The 17,836-nt window shown below is 65.5% G+C and carries 15 protein-coding genes; 11 read left to right on the top strand and 4 right to left on the bottom strand.

Annotation, left to right across the window (positions count from 1 at the left end):
* Window positions 1–79 precede the first annotated feature (79 nt).
* Together N3C64_RS10135 and gltX are read right to left on the bottom strand one after the other, a co-directional pair.
* A complete protein-coding gene (locus N3C64_RS10135) occupies window positions 80–862 on the bottom strand; it encodes a glycosyltransferase family 25 protein (protein ID WP_260014236.1) in 783 nt (260 codons plus the stop codon).
* A 15-nt stretch (window positions 863–877) separates the two neighbouring features.
* The gene (gene gltX, locus N3C64_RS10140; RefSeq protein WP_260014237.1) at window positions 878–2,206 is read right to left on the bottom strand and encodes a glutamate--tRNA ligase; all 1,329 of its coding nucleotides are present in this window, start codon (window positions 2,204–2,206) and stop codon (window positions 878–880) included.
* An 88-nt stretch (window positions 2,207–2,294) separates the two neighbouring features.
* Between gltX and N3C64_RS10145 the strand changes: the two genes are divergently transcribed.
* The 3 genes from N3C64_RS10145 (at window position 2,295) to N3C64_RS10155 (ending at window position 4,723) form a co-directional block, all read left to right on the top strand.
* Window positions 2,295–2,699 (top strand): metallopeptidase family protein, encoded by a 405-nt coding sequence (locus tag N3C64_RS10145; RefSeq protein WP_260014239.1) that lies wholly within the window; start codon window positions 2,295–2,297, stop codon window positions 2,697–2,699.
* Window positions 2,700–2,762: 63 nt separating this feature from the next.
* Window positions 2,763–3,692 (top strand): MBL fold metallo-hydrolase, encoded by a 930-nt coding sequence (locus N3C64_RS10150; protein WP_260014240.1) that lies wholly within the window; start codon window positions 2,763–2,765, stop codon window positions 3,690–3,692.
* An 83-nt stretch (window positions 3,693–3,775) separates the two neighbouring features.
* Window positions 3,776–4,723, top strand: coding sequence for a 1-phosphofructokinase family hexose kinase (locus N3C64_RS10155; RefSeq protein ID WP_260014241.1), 948 nt, complete (start codon window positions 3,776–3,778; stop codon window positions 4,721–4,723).
* Between the two features lie 4 nt (window positions 4,724–4,727).
* On the opposite strand, the gene N3C64_RS10160 is transcribed toward N3C64_RS10155, so the two are convergent.
* Window positions 4,728–6,386, bottom strand: coding sequence for an NAD+ synthase (locus N3C64_RS10160; RefSeq protein WP_260014242.1), 1,659 nt, complete (start codon window positions 6,384–6,386; stop codon window positions 4,728–4,730).
* Window positions 6,387–6,586: 200 nt separating this feature from the next.
* Between N3C64_RS10160 and N3C64_RS10165 the strand changes: the two genes are divergently transcribed.
* From N3C64_RS10165 to N3C64_RS10200, 8 genes are all read left to right on the top strand, one after another.
* A complete protein-coding gene (locus N3C64_RS10165) occupies window positions 6,587–8,071 on the top strand; it encodes an MORN repeat-containing protein (RefSeq protein WP_218630803.1) in 1,485 nt (494 codons plus the stop codon).
* 330 nt (window positions 8,072–8,401) lie between these two features.
* Entirely contained in the window at window positions 8,402–9,961 is a 1,560-nt protein-coding gene (locus N3C64_RS10170) for a 2-isopropylmalate synthase (protein WP_260014243.1), read from the top strand.
* Between the two features lie 343 nt (window positions 9,962–10,304).
* Window positions 10,305–11,342, top strand: coding sequence for a rod shape-determining protein (locus tag N3C64_RS10175; protein ID WP_260014562.1), 1,038 nt, complete (start codon window positions 10,305–10,307; stop codon window positions 11,340–11,342).
* A 45-nt stretch (window positions 11,343–11,387) separates the two neighbouring features.
* Window positions 11,388–12,281, top strand: a complete 894-nt coding sequence (gene mreC, locus N3C64_RS10180) for a rod shape-determining protein MreC (protein WP_218630806.1) — start codon at window positions 11,388–11,390, stop codon at window positions 12,279–12,281.
* Complete coding sequence (locus N3C64_RS10185) at window positions 12,274–12,813, top strand: rod shape-determining protein MreD (RefSeq protein ID WP_218630807.1); 540 nt, start codon at window positions 12,274–12,276, stop codon at window positions 12,811–12,813. Before mreC ends, N3C64_RS10185 begins: the two co-directional genes overlap by 8 nt.
* Before the next feature lie 10 nt (window positions 12,814–12,823).
* A complete protein-coding gene (mrdA, locus tag N3C64_RS10190; RefSeq protein ID WP_260014244.1) occupies window positions 12,824–14,746 on the top strand; it encodes a penicillin-binding protein 2 in 1,923 nt (640 codons plus the stop codon).
* 11 nt (window positions 14,747–14,757) lie between these two features.
* Window positions 14,758–15,897 carry a rod shape-determining protein RodA gene (gene rodA, locus N3C64_RS10195; protein ID WP_260014245.1) on the top strand — a complete coding sequence of 380 codons (1,140 nt, stop codon included), beginning with the start codon at window positions 14,758–14,760 and terminating at the stop codon, window positions 15,895–15,897.
* 1 nt (window position 15,898) lies between these two features.
* A complete protein-coding gene (locus tag N3C64_RS10200; protein ID WP_260014247.1) occupies window positions 15,899–16,834 on the top strand; it encodes a 2-hydroxyacid dehydrogenase in 936 nt (311 codons plus the stop codon).
* Here N3C64_RS10200 and N3C64_RS10205 read toward each other — a convergent pair.
* A complete protein-coding gene (locus tag N3C64_RS10205) occupies window positions 16,831–17,757 on the bottom strand; it encodes a carbohydrate kinase family protein (RefSeq protein WP_260014248.1) in 927 nt (308 codons plus the stop codon). The genes N3C64_RS10200 and N3C64_RS10205 overlap by 4 nt on opposite strands.
* Window positions 17,758–17,836: the final 79 nt, after the last annotated feature.

The following is a 17,836-nucleotide window of genomic DNA, read 5'->3' on the forward strand; positions in this document are numbered from 1 at the left end:
GCGCCCGCGCGCCTGACAAGCACAAAATCCAGAATCGACACTTTTCGGAAGAATGCGACACACGCCCGTCGCAAATGCGTCAGGAGACCCGGCGAGACGTAATCTTGATCAGTTTGCGCCGCCAATAGTCCCGTCGACCAAAGCGCTGCCAGCGAGGTGCTGCGGGGTTCGCAGCGCGTTCCTGCGCGCGAGCAGCCTGCAAGCGCGCGCGCTCCGCCTCGAGAAACGAGCTGTCTTGATGGAGCGGAGGATGATCAACGACACGGGGTACGGTGCAGCAGGCCATCATCTGCCGAACGACTTCGGGCCAGTCGGCAACTCTGCGCACCGGCAACCCGTCTTCTGCAATCCGGTGAGCCACGTCGCACCGCAACGAATAGCCCGTAGTCAGCCAACTCGGCGCGACCTGCTGACGAATCACGAAACTGTCGCAACGATGGACCGGCGGGCGATGCGCCCAAACGCGCGCGTGCAAATGATCCAACTGGATGAATGGCGCGCTTCGGTAGGCCTGCTGATCGACGAACGACTTGAACGTAGGTCCCACGATCGCATCATCTTCCAGCACGATCGCACCGGGGAGGCCTTCGTTGCAGATCCGACGGTAGACCAGCAGATGCGACAGTGCACAGCCATACTCGCCCGGGCTCATGGGGCGTCCGAGGTTGCGCTGCGTGCCTTCGCGGTCGATCAGCGCCTCATACTCCGGCGGAACCCCCTGCCGCGCGTCGATTGCATCGAACAGGATGAACGGAAGGCCAAGGGCTTGCAGTTGCGCCGAGATCGCGCGGCGACGCTCCTGCGCCGCCGCGAGCGAGATCACAAAGATCGGCCAAGGCGTTTCATCGTGACCTGCGATCACATCACTCTCCGGGCCTTAGCCTTTCGCGCGCACCTTGTGCAGCAGCGGCATCAGGTCGGCCATCTCCGGCCCATGCGCCTGACCGGTCAGGGCCTTGCGCAGCGGCATGAACAGCCCCTTGCCCTTGCGGCCCGTCGCTTCCTTGACGGCGGCGGTCCACTCGCCCCAAGTTTCGGCACTATAGGGCGGCGCGGGCAGCAGCGCGAGCGCCGCGGCGATGAACTCGGCATCCTCGGGCTCGATCACGGGCTCGGCGCCGTTCAGGCACAGATCGGCCCAGTGCTCCAGATCCGACAGCTTGTCGATGTTTTTCGAGGCCACGGCCCAGAAGGCCTCGCCTTGCGCAGCCGGAATGCCGAGGCGCGCGATGTCGTCCTTGACCGCGTCATAGGGCAGTTGCTGGTTGCGCGCGCGGGTCAGCGGGATCAGGTCATTGGCGTCGAACTTGGTCGGCGCTGCGCCGAACTGGCTCAGATCGAACCCATCGGCGATCTCGTCGATGCTCATCTTCAGCTCAATCGGCTGGCTCGACCCCAGACGCGCCATCATGCTCAGAAGCGCCTCGGGGGCGATGCCCGAAGCCCGCAGATCGCGGATCGACAGCGCGCCGAGGCGCTTCGACAGCTCCTCGCCCTGCGCGCCGGTCAGCAGCGAATGGTGCGCGAAGGCCGGTGCCTTGCCGCCAAGCGCCTCGATGATCTGGATCTGGGTCGCGGTATTGGTGACGTGGTCGGCGCCGCGCACGATATGGGTGACGCCCATCTGGATGTCATCGACCGACGAGGCGAAGGTATAAAGCACCTGCCCGCCCGCCTTGATCAGCACCGGGTCCGACACCGAGCCCGCGTCGATCGAGATCGGCCCAAGGATGCCGTCTTCCCATTCGGTCCGCACCTGGTCGAGCATGAAGCGCCAGTAGCCCTCGCGGCCCTCGTCGCGGTAGCGGTCCTTCTGGTCCTCGGTCAGGGCAAGGGCAGCGCGGTCATAGACCGGCGGCTTATGCATGTTCAGCAGCTTCTTGCGCTTGAGGTCCAGCTCGGTCGGGCTTTCGAAACATTCGTACAGTTTGCCCATCCGGCGCAGGCTTTCGGCCGCCGCCTCATAGCGGTCAAGGCGCAGCGACTGGCGCTCTTCGCGATCCCACTGGATGCCAAGCCATTCGAGGTCGGCCTTCAGCGCGTCCACATATTCCTGCTTCGAGCGTTCCTGGTCGGTATCGTCGATACGCAGGATGAAGGTGCCGCCGGTCTTGCGGGCGATGAGGTAGTTCATCAGCGCGGTGCGCAGGTTGCCGACGTGGATATAGCCCGTGGGCGAAGGGGCGAAGCGGGTAACGGTGGTCATGAAGGGTCTCCTGTTCCGCCTGCTCTTTCACAAAGGGCCTCTTTTGTCCATATCAAGCAGGGGCCGGCAGCTTTGGAGGGCGTTGGATATGGACGGTTGGAACGGGCGGCTTGCGCCCACGCTTGCGGAATTCGAGGCGCTGGCCGAGGCGGCGCGCGCAAGCCTGCCCGAGGCGTTCCGCACCCCCGCTGCGACGGTGGTGCTGCGCGTCGAGGATTTCGCCCCCGAGGATCTGCTCGACGAGATGGAAATCGAAGATGCGTTCGAGTTGACCGGCCTTTACGAGGGCATCCCGATGACCGAGAAATCGGTGGTGGACCCCGGCGGACCGGATGTGATCTGGCTGTTCCGCCGCCCGATCCTCGATGAATGGGCCGCGCGCGGCGACGTGCCCCTCGACGAGTTGATCGCCCATGTCTTCATCCACGAACTCGCGCATCATTTCGGCTGGTCCGACGATGACATCGCCACGATCGACCGCTGGTGGGAATAGGAAATCCTTGCCCCGTGCGGGCGCGGTGCTACCCTTTTGCCCATCAAACAGGGAGGCCTTTTCATGACGATCCGACTGAACAGACGCACTGCCCTTGCCACCGCCGGTCTGGCTTTCGCAACCCCTGCGCTCCTGCTCGGGCGCGCAGCAGTGGCTCAGGGCACGACCGCCCCACCCGCCGCCATCCCGCCTTACCGGCGGATGATGCTTGGCAATTTCACCGTGACTACGCTTCTGGCGGCCACCGGCAAGATGGAGGAACCCCAAAGCGTTTTCGGGATGAATGCCAGCCCCGAGGAGTTCGCGGCGCTCTCGGAGGCGGCCTTCATCCCTGCCGACAGATCGTTCAGTTTCTTCACGCCGACGCTGGTTGAAACCGGCGGCGAGAAGATCCTTTTCGACACCGGGCTTTCGGCCGATGGCATCCGTGCGGCGCTTGGCGCGGCCGGGCATGACGCGGGCTCGATCACCACGGTCGTGTTGACCCATATGCACCCCGACCATATCGGCGGCCTGTCGGACGATGCTGGCGCGACCTTCGCCAATGCCACCTATGTCACCGGCCAGGCCGAGTTCGACCACTGGGCCGCCACCGGGAACGAGGGCTTCGAGGCCAAGGTGCGCCCGCTGGCTGAAAAGATGCGCTTCCTCGGCGATGGAGAGGATGTCGCGACCGGCGTCACCTCGGTTCTTGCCGCAGGGCATACGCCCGGCCACATGGCCTATTGGCTGCAAAGCGAGGGGCGCGAACTTGTGCTGACCGCCGACACCGCCAACCATCACGTCTGGTCGCTGCAAAAGCCCGACTGGGAAGTGCGCTATGACGCCGACAAGGCCGCCGCCGCCGCGACCCGGCGCAGCCTTCTGGGGCGCATCGCGGGCGACAAGGTGCCCTTCGTGGGCTACCACATGCCCTTCCCGGGCGTGGGGTACCTTGAGACCAAGGACGACGGTTTCCGCTTCGTGCCCGCCAGCTACCAGCTCGATCTTTAAACCTTCTGCGCTGCGGCGATCCCCTTGGATCGCCGCGCCCAACCTGTCATGATTGCGCTAAACCTACCCGTGCAGGGGCGCCCATGACCTCGATCCTGACCATCACCCTCAATCCCACGGTTGATCTGTCGATCACCGCCGAGCATGTCGAGCCAGACCGCAAGCTGCGCTGTTCGCGACCCGACGAAGACCCGGGCGGCGGCGGCATCAACGTCAGCCGCGCGATCACCGTTCTGGGCGGCCACTCCACCGCCTTCGTGGCGCTTGGCGGCCCCACCGGCGACAAGGTCATGCACCTGCTGGCCGAGCAAGGGATCGGCCTCTATCCCTTTCGCGCCCCGGCCGAGACGCGCCAAAGCCTGACCGTCACCGACGCCTCGACGGGCGAGCAATATCGCTTTGTCATGCCGGGTCCGACCTGGGGTTCGGGCGATGTGAAGAAGGCGCTTGACCGGATCGCACGGGCGGCGCCGGAAAACGGGATCGTCGTGCTTTCGGGTAGCCAGCCGCCGGGCGTGCCCGACGACTTCCCCGCGCGGCTCTCGTCGCGGATCGCCCGGACCAAGGCGCGCTTCTTCCTCGATACCTCGGGGCGCGCGCTGCACAATCTGCTCTATGCGGGGGCCAAGCCCGCCGACGTGCTTCGGATGGACGATATCGAGGCCGAGGAACTGGCCCGCCGCCCGCTGCCCAACCGCACCGACAGCGCCGATTTCGCGCAAAGCCTCGTGCTGCGCGGAATCGCCAAGGCGGTGATCGTGGCGCGTGGCGGTGATGGCAACGTGCTGGCCACCGCAACCGAGCGGTGGGTGGCCGAGGCCGCGCCCGTGCCGGTCGTCTCCAAGGTCGGCGCAGGCGACAGTTTCGTTGGCGCCTTCACCCTTGCGATGGCGCGCGGTCTGACCCTGCCCGAGGCGCTGCGTTGGGGCGCGGCGGCGGCCTCGGCGGCGGTGATGACCCCCGCCACCGACCTGTGCGAAATGCGTGAGGTCCGGCGCCTGCTGCCCGCCAGCCCCGTCTCGGCGCTCTGAGCAGTCAGCTCGGGTCGCGCCAGCGGTTGACCATCGGGTAGCGGCGATCCAGCCAGAAGGCCCGCGTCGTCAGGCGCGGCCCCGGCGCCGACTGGAAGCGCTTCCATTCCGAGATATAGAGCAGATGCTCGATGCGCTTGACCGTGGCGCGGTCGAAGCCCGCGGCAACGATCTCCTCGACCGACTGATCCTCTTCCACCAGCCGCTCAAGGATCGCGTCGAGCACCTCGTAGGGCGGCAGGCTGTCCTGGTCCTTCTGGTTCTCGCGCAGCTCGGCCGAGGGCGGCTTGGTGATGATCTGCAGCGGCACGACCTCGCCCTCCGGGCCCTTCATCCAGGGGCGGTGATTGGCGTTGCGCCAGCGGCAGGTCTCAAACACGCGGGTTTTATAAAGGTCTTTCAGCGGGTTATAGCCGCCCGCCATGTCGCCATAGATGGTGCAGTAACCCACCGCGACCTCGGATTTGTTGCCCGTGGTCAGCAGCATCGCACCGAACTTGTTCGAGATCGCCATCAGCATCACGCCGCGCAGACGCGACTGGATGTTTTCCTCGGTGACGTCAGGCTTGGTGCCCTCCATCAGATGCGCAAGCGCCCCCTCCACCGCGTGGCGGCTTTCCTCGATCGACACGGTATCGAGCCGACAGCCCAACCGCCGCGCAGCATCCGCCGCATCATCGAGCGAACCCCGCGAGGTAAAGCGCGAGGGCAGCATGACGCAATGCACATTCTCAGGCCCCATCGCATCGGCCGCGATCGTCGCCACCAGCGCCGAGTCGATCCCGCCCGACAGGCCCAGTACGACCTTCTTGAAGCCCGACTTTGCCAGGTAGTCATGCAGCCCCATGACCATGGCGCGGTAGTCCTGCTCCCAATCGTCGGGTTGCGCGTCCTTGCGGCCGGGCAGCGCGCGCCAGCCCTCGGGGCCGCGCTCAAAATCGACATGGTCGATGACCTCGTCGAAGGGAGCAAAATGCACCGCCATCTCGCCATGCGGGTTCAGAACGAAGCTGGAGCCGTCGAAAAGCTGGTCATCCTGCCCGCCGACCATGTTGAGGTAAACCAGCGGCAGCCCCGTCTCGACCACCCGCGCCACGGTGACATTCATCCGCAGATCAAGCTTGCGGCGGCGGTAGGGTGAGCCGTTCGGCACCAACAGGATCTCGGCTCCGGTCTCGGCCAGCGTCTCGGCCACATCGGGATGCCAGGCATCCTCGCACACCGGCGTGCCGACGCGCAGCGGCCCGATCCGGTAAGGCCCCGAGATCGGCCCCGAATCGAACAGGCGCATCTCGTCGAAGACGTCCTCATATGGCAGGTGATGCTTGAGCAGCCGGGCCACCACCTTGCCCTCCTGCAAAATCCAGTAAGCGTTGTATTGCCCGCTCTCGTCCCAGTACGGCCCGCCGATCCCAAGCGCGGGACCATCGGTGATCTTCGCTGCCAGAGCCTCCATCGCCGCCATCGCGTCGCGCACGAAGGCGGGTTTGAGCACCAGATCCTGCGTCTGGTAGCCGGTCAGGAACATCTCGGGCAGGGCCACCATCTGCGCCCCGGCGCGCTTGCCCTCTTGCCAGGCGGCCAGCGCCTTGTCGGCATTGGCCCCAAACGCGCCCACGGTGGCGTTCAACTGGGCAAGGGTCAGGCGAAATGTCTCGGCCATCGGCGGCTCCTCTTACACGTCTGGCTTGGTTTAGCGCCAAGGCCGAGCGGTTGAAAGGCAGGCTGCGTCAATTTTGCCCCGTTCGGCAAGGCTTGGCACCCGCGAGGCCCTGCGGAGCGCTTGTCTCGGCCCGAAGCTGCCTTTAGGCTGTGCACGCCCGGGCAGAGCAGGCCAGGGGCCAAGATTGATAGGGGGCACGCATGGCAGGCAACGGCAGCAGAGTCGGTCACTTCCGGGCATATGGTCTGGCACTGGCACTCTCGGGCCTTGCGGCATCGCTACCGCTGAGCGTGGCGGCGCAGGACGTCATCACCAAGCAATATGACGACGGCGGCGTCTATGAGGGCACCTTCAAGGACGGCAAGCAGCACGGCACCGGCAGCTACCGCCTGCCCTCGGGCTATGAATACGAAGGCGACTGGGTCATGGGTGAGATCCTGGGCCAGGGCCGCGCGAAATTCCCCAACGGCTCGGTCTACGAGGGTCAGTTCACCAAGGGCGAGCCGAACGGCAAGGGCAAGATCACCTTCGCTGATGGCGGCACCTATGAAGGCGACTGGGTCGCGGGCCAGATCACCGGAGAGGGTGTTGCGACCTATTCGAACGGCACCACCTACACCGGCAGCTTCAAGAACGCGTTGCATGACGGCAAGGGCGTGCTTACCGGCCCCGATGGCTACCGCTACGAGGGCGACTGGGTCGCGGGCGTCAAGCAAGGCACGGGCAAGATCAGCTACCCCGATGGCGCGGTTTACGAGGGCGCCATGCTGGCCGGGCTGCGCGCCGGGCAAGGCAAGCTGACCATGGCCGACGGGCTGACCTACGAGGGCGGCTGGAAAGAGGGCCAAATGGACGGCGCTGGCCGCCTTGTGCAGAGCAATGGCGATGTCTTCGAAGGCGCCATGGCCGCGGGCAAGCGCGAGGGACCGGGCAAGGTCACCTATGCGAATGGCGATGTCTACGAGGGCGGATTTGTCGCCGACCGCCGCCAGGGCAAGGGCGTGTTCCGCGGCACCGACGGCTATATCTACGATGGCGACTGGTTTGAGGGTCGGATCGAGGGCTCCGGCACCGTGACCTACCCCGATGGCTCGGTCTATGCCGGGCAGTTCCTCAACGACCTGCCGCAGGGCAAGGGGCTGATCACCTACCCCGACGGCTCGACCTATGAGGGCGACTGGCAGGCGGGCGTGATCGAAGGCACCGGCGTTGCGCGCTATGCCAACGGGCTGGTCTACGAGGGCCAGTTCCTCGCCGCGCGCAACCACGGCATGGGCAAGATGACCTACCCCGACGGCTACATCTATGAGGGCCAGTGGGCCGACGGCCAGCGCCATGGGCAGGGCCGCGCGACCTATTCGGACGGCACGGTCTACGAGGGCAATTTCGACGCGGGCCAACGCTCGGGCCAGGGCAAGATCACCATGCCCGGCGGCTTCACCTATGAGGGCGGCTGGCGCAACGGCGAGATCGACGGCGAGGGCGTGGCCACCTACGCCAATGGCGACGTCTACGAGGGCACCTTCGTCATGGGCAAGCGACAGGGCAAGGGCGTGATGCGCTATGCCTCGGGCGAGGTTGCCTCGGGCACCTGGAACGAGAACGTGCTGACCGAGGAAGCCCCCGCCCCGACCGAAGCCGAGCAGGCCCCGGTCGAAGCAGCCCCCGCCCCCGCCGGGAACTGAGCCTCACGCATTGCCTCTGTCGCGGATCATGCCGCGACAGACCGCCGGCGCCGAGCGGGCCGCATTTTTCGCTTTTCAATCGCGCTCGACGCCCTATAGTCCCACCCCATGACACGGATGATGAACATTTCGACCGACCGTACCGGGGCCTTCGCCCCCGGCCTGTCCGTCCGTGGTCTCCTTCTTCTTAGCAGCCTCTGAGCGTGCCCTCGGGCGCGACCGCTCAGGGGTATCCAGCGCCCGAAGTTCCCGAAGCCCAAGCGAGTGCTGGCCTTCGGGATCCCATGACGCTAAGGAAAATGACGAAGAGACAATCCCATGGCCCAGAATATGACTGATAATTCCCGAGTTCTGATTTTCGACACCACCCTGCGCGACGGCGAACAATCGCCCGGCGCGACCATGACCCATGACGAGAAGCTGGAAATTGCGCAGCTGCTCGACGACATGGGCGTCGATGTCATCGAAGCGGGCTTCCCGATCGCCTCCGAGGGTGACTTCGAAGCGGTCTCGGACATCGCGAAGAACGCCAGGAACTCGGTGATCTGCGGCCTGAGCCGCGCGAACTACAAGGATATCGACCGTTGCTGGGAGGCCGTGCGCCACGCCAAGCGGCCGCGCATCCATACCTTCATCGGCACCTCGCCGCTGCACCGGGGCATCACCAACCTCGATCAAGACGAGATGATCGCCCGCATCCACGAAACCGTCACCCATGCCCGCAACCTGTGCGAGGATGTGCAGTGGTCGGCGATGGACGCCATCCGGACCGAGCGTGACTACCTCTGCCGCGTGGTGGAAACCGCGATCAAGGCCGGTGCGACCACGATCAACATCCCCGACACTGTGGGCTACACCCTGCCGCAGGAATCGGCCGACATCATCGCGATGCTGCTGGAAAAGGTGCCGGGCGCCGATCAGGTGATCTTCGCCACCCACTGTCACAACGACCTTGGCATGGCGACGGCGAACGCACTGGCGGCGGTTTCGGCCGGGGCACGCCAGATCGAATGCACGATCAACGGCCTGGGCGAGCGCGCAGGCAACACGGCCCTCGAAGAGGTCGTGATGGCGATCAAGGTGCGCAAGGATCTGATGCCCTTCACCACCCGGATCGACACCACCAAGATCATGGGCATCTCGCGCCGCGTCAGCCAGGTCTCGGGCTTCCCGGTGCAGTTCAACAAGGCCATCGTCGGCAAGAACGCCTTCTTGCATGAATCGGGCATTCACCAGGACGGCGTGCTGAAGAACGTCGAGACCTTCGAGATCATGAAGCCCGCCGACATCGGCATCACCGAGACGAACATCGCCATGGGCAAGCACTCGGGCCGCGCGGCGCTGCGCTCCAAGCTGCAGGACCTGGGCTTCGAGCTGGCCGATAACCAGCTCAACGATGTGTTCGTGCGCTTCAAGGCTCTGGCCGACCGCAAGAAGGAAATCTACGACGATGACCTGATTGCGCTGATGTCGGACTCGGCGGCCAATACCGACACCGACTATCTGCAGGTCAAGTGGCTGCGTGTGGTCTGCGGTTCGGACGGGCAGGAAGCCGAGTTGAAGATGCTGGTCGACAACGTCGAGAAATCGGCCAAGTGCGAAGGCGACGGCCCCGTCGATGCGGTGTTCAACTGCGTCAAGGCGATCTATCCGACGACCGCACGGCTCAAGCTCTATCAGGTCCATGCCGTGACCGAGGGCACCGACGCGCAGGCCACCGTCTCGGTTCGCATGGAAGAGGACGGTCGCATCGTGACCGGCTCGGCCGCAGATACCGACACGATCCTGGCCTCGGTCAAGGCCTATGTCGGCGCGCTGAACCGCCTGCGCGTGCGCAGCCAGAAGACCGCGCCGGATGCCGACGTGAAATCGATCAGCTACAAACTCTGAGCGAATTTTCGACCCTCGGGCGCCGTGCAGATCCCTGCGCGGCGCCTTTTTCCTGCGCGCGCGTTGGTTCGAAAATGAAAACTTCCGTAGCGCCACCCTGAAATCGGCCATCTGGCGCACGGTTTCGTGAGATGTTGGAAATTATCAACTCTTGAGACCATGAAGGCACCCAAAGCCCCCAAAAAGTTGCAAAACCGAAAACCTTGCTCAATCGATACGCGGAATGCCGCGTGCCTGCCCCGGTGCGACAGGGATTCGGCTTCCGCATTTGCGGCGCTTTGCCTATACGGACTGAAACCCGCTCGGACACGAGTCGGGGCATGATTCTATTGGGATGGGTAAAATGATGGGTCTGGGCGGGATCTTCTCCTCTGACATGGCAATCGACCTCGGGACGGCGAACACGCTGGTCTACGTGAAGGGCAAGGGGATCATCCTCAACGAGCCCTCGGTGGTGGCCTACCACGTCAAGGACGGCAAGAAGCAGGTTCTGGCCGTGGGCGAGGACGCCAAGCTGATGCTCGGGCGCACCCCCGGCTCGATCGAGGCGATCCGCCCGATGCGCGACGGGGTCATCGCCGACTTCGACAGCGCCGAAGAGATGATCAAGCACTTCATCCGCAAGGTCCACAAGCGCTCGACCCTCTCGAAACCCAAGGTCATTGTCTGCGTGCCGCATGGCGCGACCCCGGTTGAAAAGCGCGCGATCCGTCAGTCGGTCCTCTCGGCAGGCGCCCGCCGCGCCGGTCTGATCGCGGAACCGATCGCTGCGGCTATCGGCGCGGGCATGCCGATCACCGATCCCACCGGTTCGATGGTTGTCGATATCGGCGGTGGCACCACCGAAGTTGCGGTGCTTTCGCTGGGTGACATCGTCTACGCGCGCTCGGTCCGCGTTGGCGGCGACCGCATGGACGAGGCGATCATTTCCTACCTGCGCCGCAACCAGAACCTTCTGGTTGGCGAATCCACCGCCGAGCGGATCAGGACCACCATCGGCACCGCGCGGATGCCCGATGACGGCCGCGGCGCCAGCCTGATGGTGCGCGGGCGCGATCTTCTCAACGGTGTGCCGAAGGAAGTCGAAATCACCCAGGCGCAGGTCGCCGAGGCCCTCTCGGAGCCGGTTCAGCAGATCTGCGACGCGGTGATGCAGGCGCTTGAGACCACCCCGCCGGATCTGGCGGCCGACATCGTGGATCGCGGCGTGATGCTGACCGGTGGCGGCGCGCTTCTGGGCGAGTTGGACCTGAGCCTGCGCGAGCAGACCGGCCTGTCGATCTCGATCGCCGACCAATCGCTGAATTGTGTTGCGCTCGGCACCGGGAAGGCACTGGAATACGAAAAGCAACTTCGGCATGTGATCGACTACGACAGCTGACACCGTCAGCGGACGGGGGGCACGCCCCCCTAGGCGGAGGCGCGATTGGCACGCAATCGGGACGATCAGGATTACGCAGGCCCCCTGCGCCGCATCGGCATTGCGGCGCTGATCCTCGTGCTGGCCGCAACCTTCCTTGTCTGGCGCATCGACAGCCCGCGGGTTGAACGCTTCCGCGCCAGTTTCATTGACCGTTTCGTTCCGACCTTCGACTGGGCCATGGTGCCGGTGACGAATGTGCTCGGCATGGTCGAAGGCTTCCGCTCCTACGCGCGCATCTACGAGCAGAACCAGGAGCTGCGCCGCGAGTTGCAGCAGATGAAATCCTGGAAAGAGGCCGCCGTTCAGCTGGAGCAACAAAACGCAAAGCTCTTGGCGCAGAACCAGGTGCGGCTTGATCCCAAGCTGACCTCGGTTTCGGGTGTGGTGCTTGCGGATTCGGGCAGCCCGTTCCGGCAGTCGGTCCTGCTCAATGTGGGCTCGCGCGACGGGATCGTGGATGGCTGGGCGACGATGGACGGGTTGGGGCTGGTCGGCCGCATCTCGGGCGTCGGGCGCACGACAAGCCGCGTGGTGCTGCTGACCGATTCCTCATCGCGCATCCCGGTCACGATCCAGCCCTCGGGGCAGCGTTCGATCCTGACGGGTGACAACTCGCCCTTCCCGCCCCTCGATTTCCTTGAAAACCCTGACCAGATCCGTCCCGGCGACCGGGTGATCTCGTCAGGCGATGGCGGCGTTTTTCCGGCGGGCCTTCTGGTCGGCCAGGTGATGCAGGGCCAGGACCGGCGCCTGCGCGTGCGCCTTTCGGCCGATTACGAGCGGCTCGATTTCCTGCGCGTGCTGCGCTCGCACCCGGCCGAGCAGTTGCAGGACGCGGGCCCCCTGATCCCGCCACCGCCTGCGACGATCGAGATGTCGGAGGGCGGCAATGGTTGATCCGCTGACCAGACGCCGGATCTTGCATCGCGCGCTCTATGTCGGGCTGGTGGCGGCGATCCTGTTCCTGCGTCTGCTGCCGGTCAACCCGATGGCCACTGGCATCCCCGGCCCCGACCTGACGCTCGCGCTGACGCTGGCCTGGGTGCTGCGCCGTCCCGATTACGTGCCCGCACTGCTGATCGCCGGGGCCTTCCTGCTCGAAGACCTGATGTTCTGGCGCCCCGTGGGCCTCTGGGCGCTGATCGTCCTTGTCGGGACCGAATTCCTGCGCGCCCGCGAAGGCGCCACCCGCGACCTGCCCTTCCTGCTGGAAATGGCGCTGGTGGCGGGCGTGATGGTGGCAATGCTGCTTTTGAACCGCATGATCCTGGGCCTTGCCATGGTCGATCAGCCTGCCCTTGGCCTTGAACTGCTGCGGCTGGTGATGACCCTGATCGCCTATCCTTTCGTCGTCGCCCTGTCGCGGCTTGCCTTCGGGTTGCGACGCGCCGCACCGGGCGAGATCGACCCGCTCGGGCATCGGCTGTGAGGGCGCAGGCATGAGACGCTCGGAAAAACAGACGCAGGAAAGCCGCTCGACGATCACGCGTCGCGGGTTGATGCTGGGCGCGGCGCAGGCGGCGATCGTCGCCACGCTCGGGCTCAGGATGCGCAAGATGCAGCTCGAGCAGGCCGACGAATACCGCCTGCTGGCCGAGGGCAACTCGGTCAAGATCCGCCTGATCCCGCCCGCCCGCGGCCTGATCCATGACCGCAACGGCACGATCATCGCGGGGAACGAGCAGAACTACCGCGTGACGATCACCCGCGAGGATGCGGGCGATGTCGAGCAGCTTCTGGCCGATCTGCGCCGCCTGATCGCGATCACCGACGAAGAGGCTGCCGAGGTTCTGGCCGAGATCAAGCGCCGCCCGCCGCACGCGCCCGTCACCGTCGCCGACCGGCTGAGCTGGGAGGAGTTCTCGCGCGTGGCAGTCAATGCCCCTGCCCTGCCCGGCGTGACGCCGGATGTGGGCCTGTCGCGGCTTTATCCGCAGCGGGGCGATTTTGCCCATGTCATCGGCTATGTCGGCCCGGTCTCGGATTACGATCTCAGCCAGATCGCCGATCCGGACCCGCTCTTGCGTATCCCCAAGTTCCAGCTTGGCAAGCTGGGCGTCGAGGCCAAGCTTGAGGACGATCTGCGCGGCCATGCGGGCCAGCGCCGGGTTGAGGTGAACAGCGCTGGCCGCGAGATGCGCGAGCTGGACCGCCGCGAGGGCGACCCCGGCGTGAACCTGCAACTGACGCTCGATTACCGGCTGCAAAACTTCGCACACCAGCGGCTTGGCGAGGAGTCCGCTGCCGCCGTGGTGATGGATGTGACCAATGGCGATATCCTGGCGATCACCTCGGCGCCGTCCTTCGACCCCAATCTCTTCGTGCGCGGGATCTCGTCTGCGGATTACCGCACGCTGACCAGCGACGATCACCGACCGCTTGCGGACAAGACGGTGCAGGGCCTCTACCCGCCCGGCTCAACCTTCAAGATGGTGACCGTGCTCGCGGCACTTGAAGGCGGCGTCATCGGCCCCGAGGAGACCGTCTATTGCCCCGGCCATATCGAGATGGGCGGGCGGCGCTTTCACTGCTGGAAGCGCGTGGGCCATGGCCGCGTGAATGTGGTGCAAAGCCTCGAGCAATCCTGCGACGTCTTCTACTACGAGGTCGCGCAGAAGATCGGCATCGACAAGATCGCCGAGATGGCGCGCAAACTCGGCCTTGGCACACGCCACGATCTGCCGATGTCGGCGGTGGCCGAAGGGATCGCCCCCACCAAGGCCTGGAAGCAGGAGCGCTACGGCAAGGAATGGCGGATCGGCGACACGATCAACTCATCCATCGGGCAGGGCTATGTGCTGGCCTCGCCGCTACAACTGGCGGTGATGACCTCGCGCATCGCGACCGGGCGCGCGATCAAGCCGCGCCTGATCCTGTCGCGCGACGGAGTTGAGGAGCCGCTGGCCGAGGCTCCGCCGCTGGATCTGCAACCGGGCTGGCTCGAGCAGGTGCGGCGCGGGATGGACGCGGTGATCAACGGCTCGCGCGGCACGGCGCGCGGATCGCGCATCGTCGCGGCCGAGTGGAGAATGGCCGGCAAGACCGGCACCAGCCAGGTGCGCTCTGCCGTGGTCGATAACAAGGAAGTCCCGTGGGAGCAGCGCGACCACGCGCTGTTTGTCTGCTATGCGCCGGCGGACAACCCAAAGTACGCGGTCGCGCTGATCGTTGAACATGGCGGCGGCGGCTCGGCTGCGGCCGCGCCGATCGCGCGCGACATCATGCTGTTTGCCCTGAACAACGGGCTGCCCCCGCTGGCTGCCTACCCGACCGAGCAGCGCGGCACGATCAAGACCCGGCTGGACGAAATGCAGCTTATCGACCCCGAGACGGTCACCACGAGCGGCAAGAGCCGGGCCTGAGGGGGAATGGGATGAGCTATCTCGAAAGCAATCTCAAGACGGTACCGACCGGCCTGCGCAAGGTGCTTTACCTGAACTGGCCGCTCATCATCCTGCTGTCAGCGGTGGCGAGCTTCGGGTTCCTGATGCTCTACTCGGTCGCGGGCGGAGATGCCGCGACCTGGGCCGAGCCGCAGATGAAACGCTTTGCCGTCGGCATGATCGCGATGCTGATCGTGGGCTTCACCCCGATCTGGTTCTGGCGCAACATCTCGGCGCTGGCCTATCTGTTCGCGCTGCTTTTGCTGGTGGCGGTCGAGTTCTTCGGCGACATCGGCATGGGGGCGCAGCGCTGGCTCGTGCTTGGCCCGATCCGCCTGCAACCTTCCGAGTTGATGAAGATCGCCCTCGTGATGTTCCTGGCGGCCTATTACGACTGGCTCGGCGTCAAGAAGGTCTCGCGCCCGCTTTGGGTGCTGATCCCGGTGGCGATCATCCTCGTGCCGACATTTCTTGTGCTGACCCAACCCGACCTCGGCACGGCGGTGATGCTGGTTCTGGGCGGCGGTTTTGTCATGTTCGCCGCCGGGGTCAGCCTCTGGTATTTCGGCACCGTCATCGCGCTGGTCGTGGCGCTGGTTTTCGGCGTTCTGGAAAGCCGCGGGACCGATTGGCAGTTGCTGCACGACTACCAGTTCAAGCGGATCGACACCTTCCTCGACCCCTCGGCCGACCCGCTTGGCGCCGGCTACAACATCACGCAGGCGCAGATCGCGCTTGGCTCGGGCGGCTGGTCGGGGCGCGGCTTCATGCAGGGCACCCAGTCGCGGCTCAACTTCCTGCCCGAGAAGCACACCGATTTCATCTTTACCACACTCGCGGAGGAGTTCGGCTTTGCCGGAGCCTTCTCGCTCCTGATGCTCTACGCCGGGATCATCGCTTTTTGTATCTATGCCGCGCTGATCAACAAGGATCGATTCTCAAGCCTGCTGACATTGGGCATCGCGGGGACGTTCTTTTTCTTCTTCGCGATCAACATGGGCATGGTGATGGGGCTCTTGCCGGTGGTGGGCGTACCATTACCCCTTGTGTCCTACGGCGGGACGGCGATGATGATCCTTCTGGCCGCCTTCGGGCTGGTGCAGAGCGCGCATATCCATCGCCCGAGGTAAGATGCTGACGATCCTTTACGATGGCGCGGCCAAGATGTGGCCCGTCTATCAACCCGCCCTCAGCACCGCGCTGGCCGAGGCGGGCATTGCCGCGCGCCTTGCGCTACCCGGCGAGGTCGCGCCCGAGGCCGTGGATTACATCGTCTATGCGCCGACCGGCCCGGTGCAGGATTTCACGCCCTTCATCCGCGCCAAGGCGGTCCTGAGCCTCTGGGCCGGGGTCGAGCGCGTTGTCGGCAACGCCACCCTGACCCAACCGCTTTGCCGCATGGTCGATGAGGGGCTGGAGCGCGGCATGATCGAATGGGTCACTGGCCATGTGCTGCGCGCCCATCTCGGGATGGACAAGCACATCCTCGACCAAAGCGGAAAGTGGGAGCAGATCGCCCCGCCGCTCGCGCCCGAACGTTCCGTCGTGATCCTGGGGCTTGGGGCGCTTGGCGCGGCCTGCGCGCGCACGCTGGCAAGCCTTGGCTTTCGGGTCAGCGGCTGGAGCCGGACACCGAAAGAGATCACTGGCGTCGACTGCCTGTCAGGCACGGGCGGCCTGCGCACGGCGCTTGCCCGCGCCGAAATCCTTGTCACGATCCTGCCCAACACGCCCGAGACGACAAACCTTCTGAACACCGAGACGCTGGCGCAAATGCCGCGCGGCGCGGTGATCCTGAACCCGGGCCGTGGTAACGTGATCGACGATGACGCGCTTTTGGCGGCGCTCGACTCCGGGCAGATCGGGCAAGCGACGCTGGACGTGTTCCGCATTGAGCCCCTGCCGCCCGAGCACCCCTATTGGGCGCATCCGCACGTCACCGTCACCCCCCACATCGCCGCTGAAACGCGGCCCTCTTCGGCCGCGCGGGTCATTGTCGAGAATATCCGGCGCGGCGAGGCAGGCGAGCCCTTCCTCAACCGCGTCGATCGCGACCGGGGTTACTAAAGTTCCTCGCGCCAGGGCGGGTTCGCGCCCGCGCGGCTGACGGTGATCCCCGCCACGCGCGCACCAAAGGCCAGCGCGGCGCGCAGGGCCTCGGGGCCGATGCCGCGCACGCTCGCCTTGCTCAGCAGGCCGAAACTGGCCAACCGGTCGAGCACACCGGCGTTGAACGTATCGCCCGCGCCGACCGTATCGACGACGGCGACCTTGTTCGCCGCGATGCTGACCTCGGTCCCGTCCGCCGTCCAGGCCGTAGCCCCTTCGCCCCCGCGCGTCACGATTACCAGCGCGGGCCCACGCGCCTGCAACAACACGGCCTTCTCGGCCAGCCCTGCGGGGCCGGGGATCAGCCAGTGCAGATCCTCGTCCGAGACCTTCACGATGTCAGCCCTTGCAAACATCCGGTCGAGCCGCGCACGGAACGCCCCCTCATCGCGAATGAAACCGGGGCGGATGTTGGGGTCGATCATCACCGCGCGGGTTGCGCCCTCGCGTTCGAGCAAGGCCGCATAGGCCTCGGCCCCCGGCTCGCAGGCTAGGCTGATACCACCGAAGAAAAGCGCGTCCACCCTGTCCGGCAGGCTTGGCAGGTCCTCGGGCGCGATCATCCGCCCGGCCGAGTTCTCGTCGTAGAAGGTGTAGCTTGCATGGCCCTCGCGCAGTTGCACGAAGGCCAGCGTCGTCAGCCGGTCCGAGTAGATCACCTGCGAGGCATCCACCCCGCTTGCCGCCAGCGCGGAGGCCAGTTGCGCGCCGAAAAGATCGGTCGAGAGGCCCGTCAGCATGCCGACGTCGGCGCCAAGGCGGCCAAGCGCGATGGCGGTATTGAACACCGCGCCGCCCGAATGGGGCGCAAAGGCGCCGCCGCGCTCGGCGGTGCGAGCCGGGATCATGTCAATCAGGGCCTCACCACAGCACAGGATCATCGACTTACCCTTTCAGACAGGCGCTCAGCGCGGCCACTTGCCAAAGGCCTCCGCAAAGCACGTCTCGTCCGCAAGATCG

This window comes from Sedimentimonas flavescens (assembly GCF_025154035.1).
GTDB classification, from domain to species: domain Bacteria; phylum Pseudomonadota; class Alphaproteobacteria; order Rhodobacterales; family Rhodobacteraceae; genus Rhodobacter; species Rhodobacter flavescens.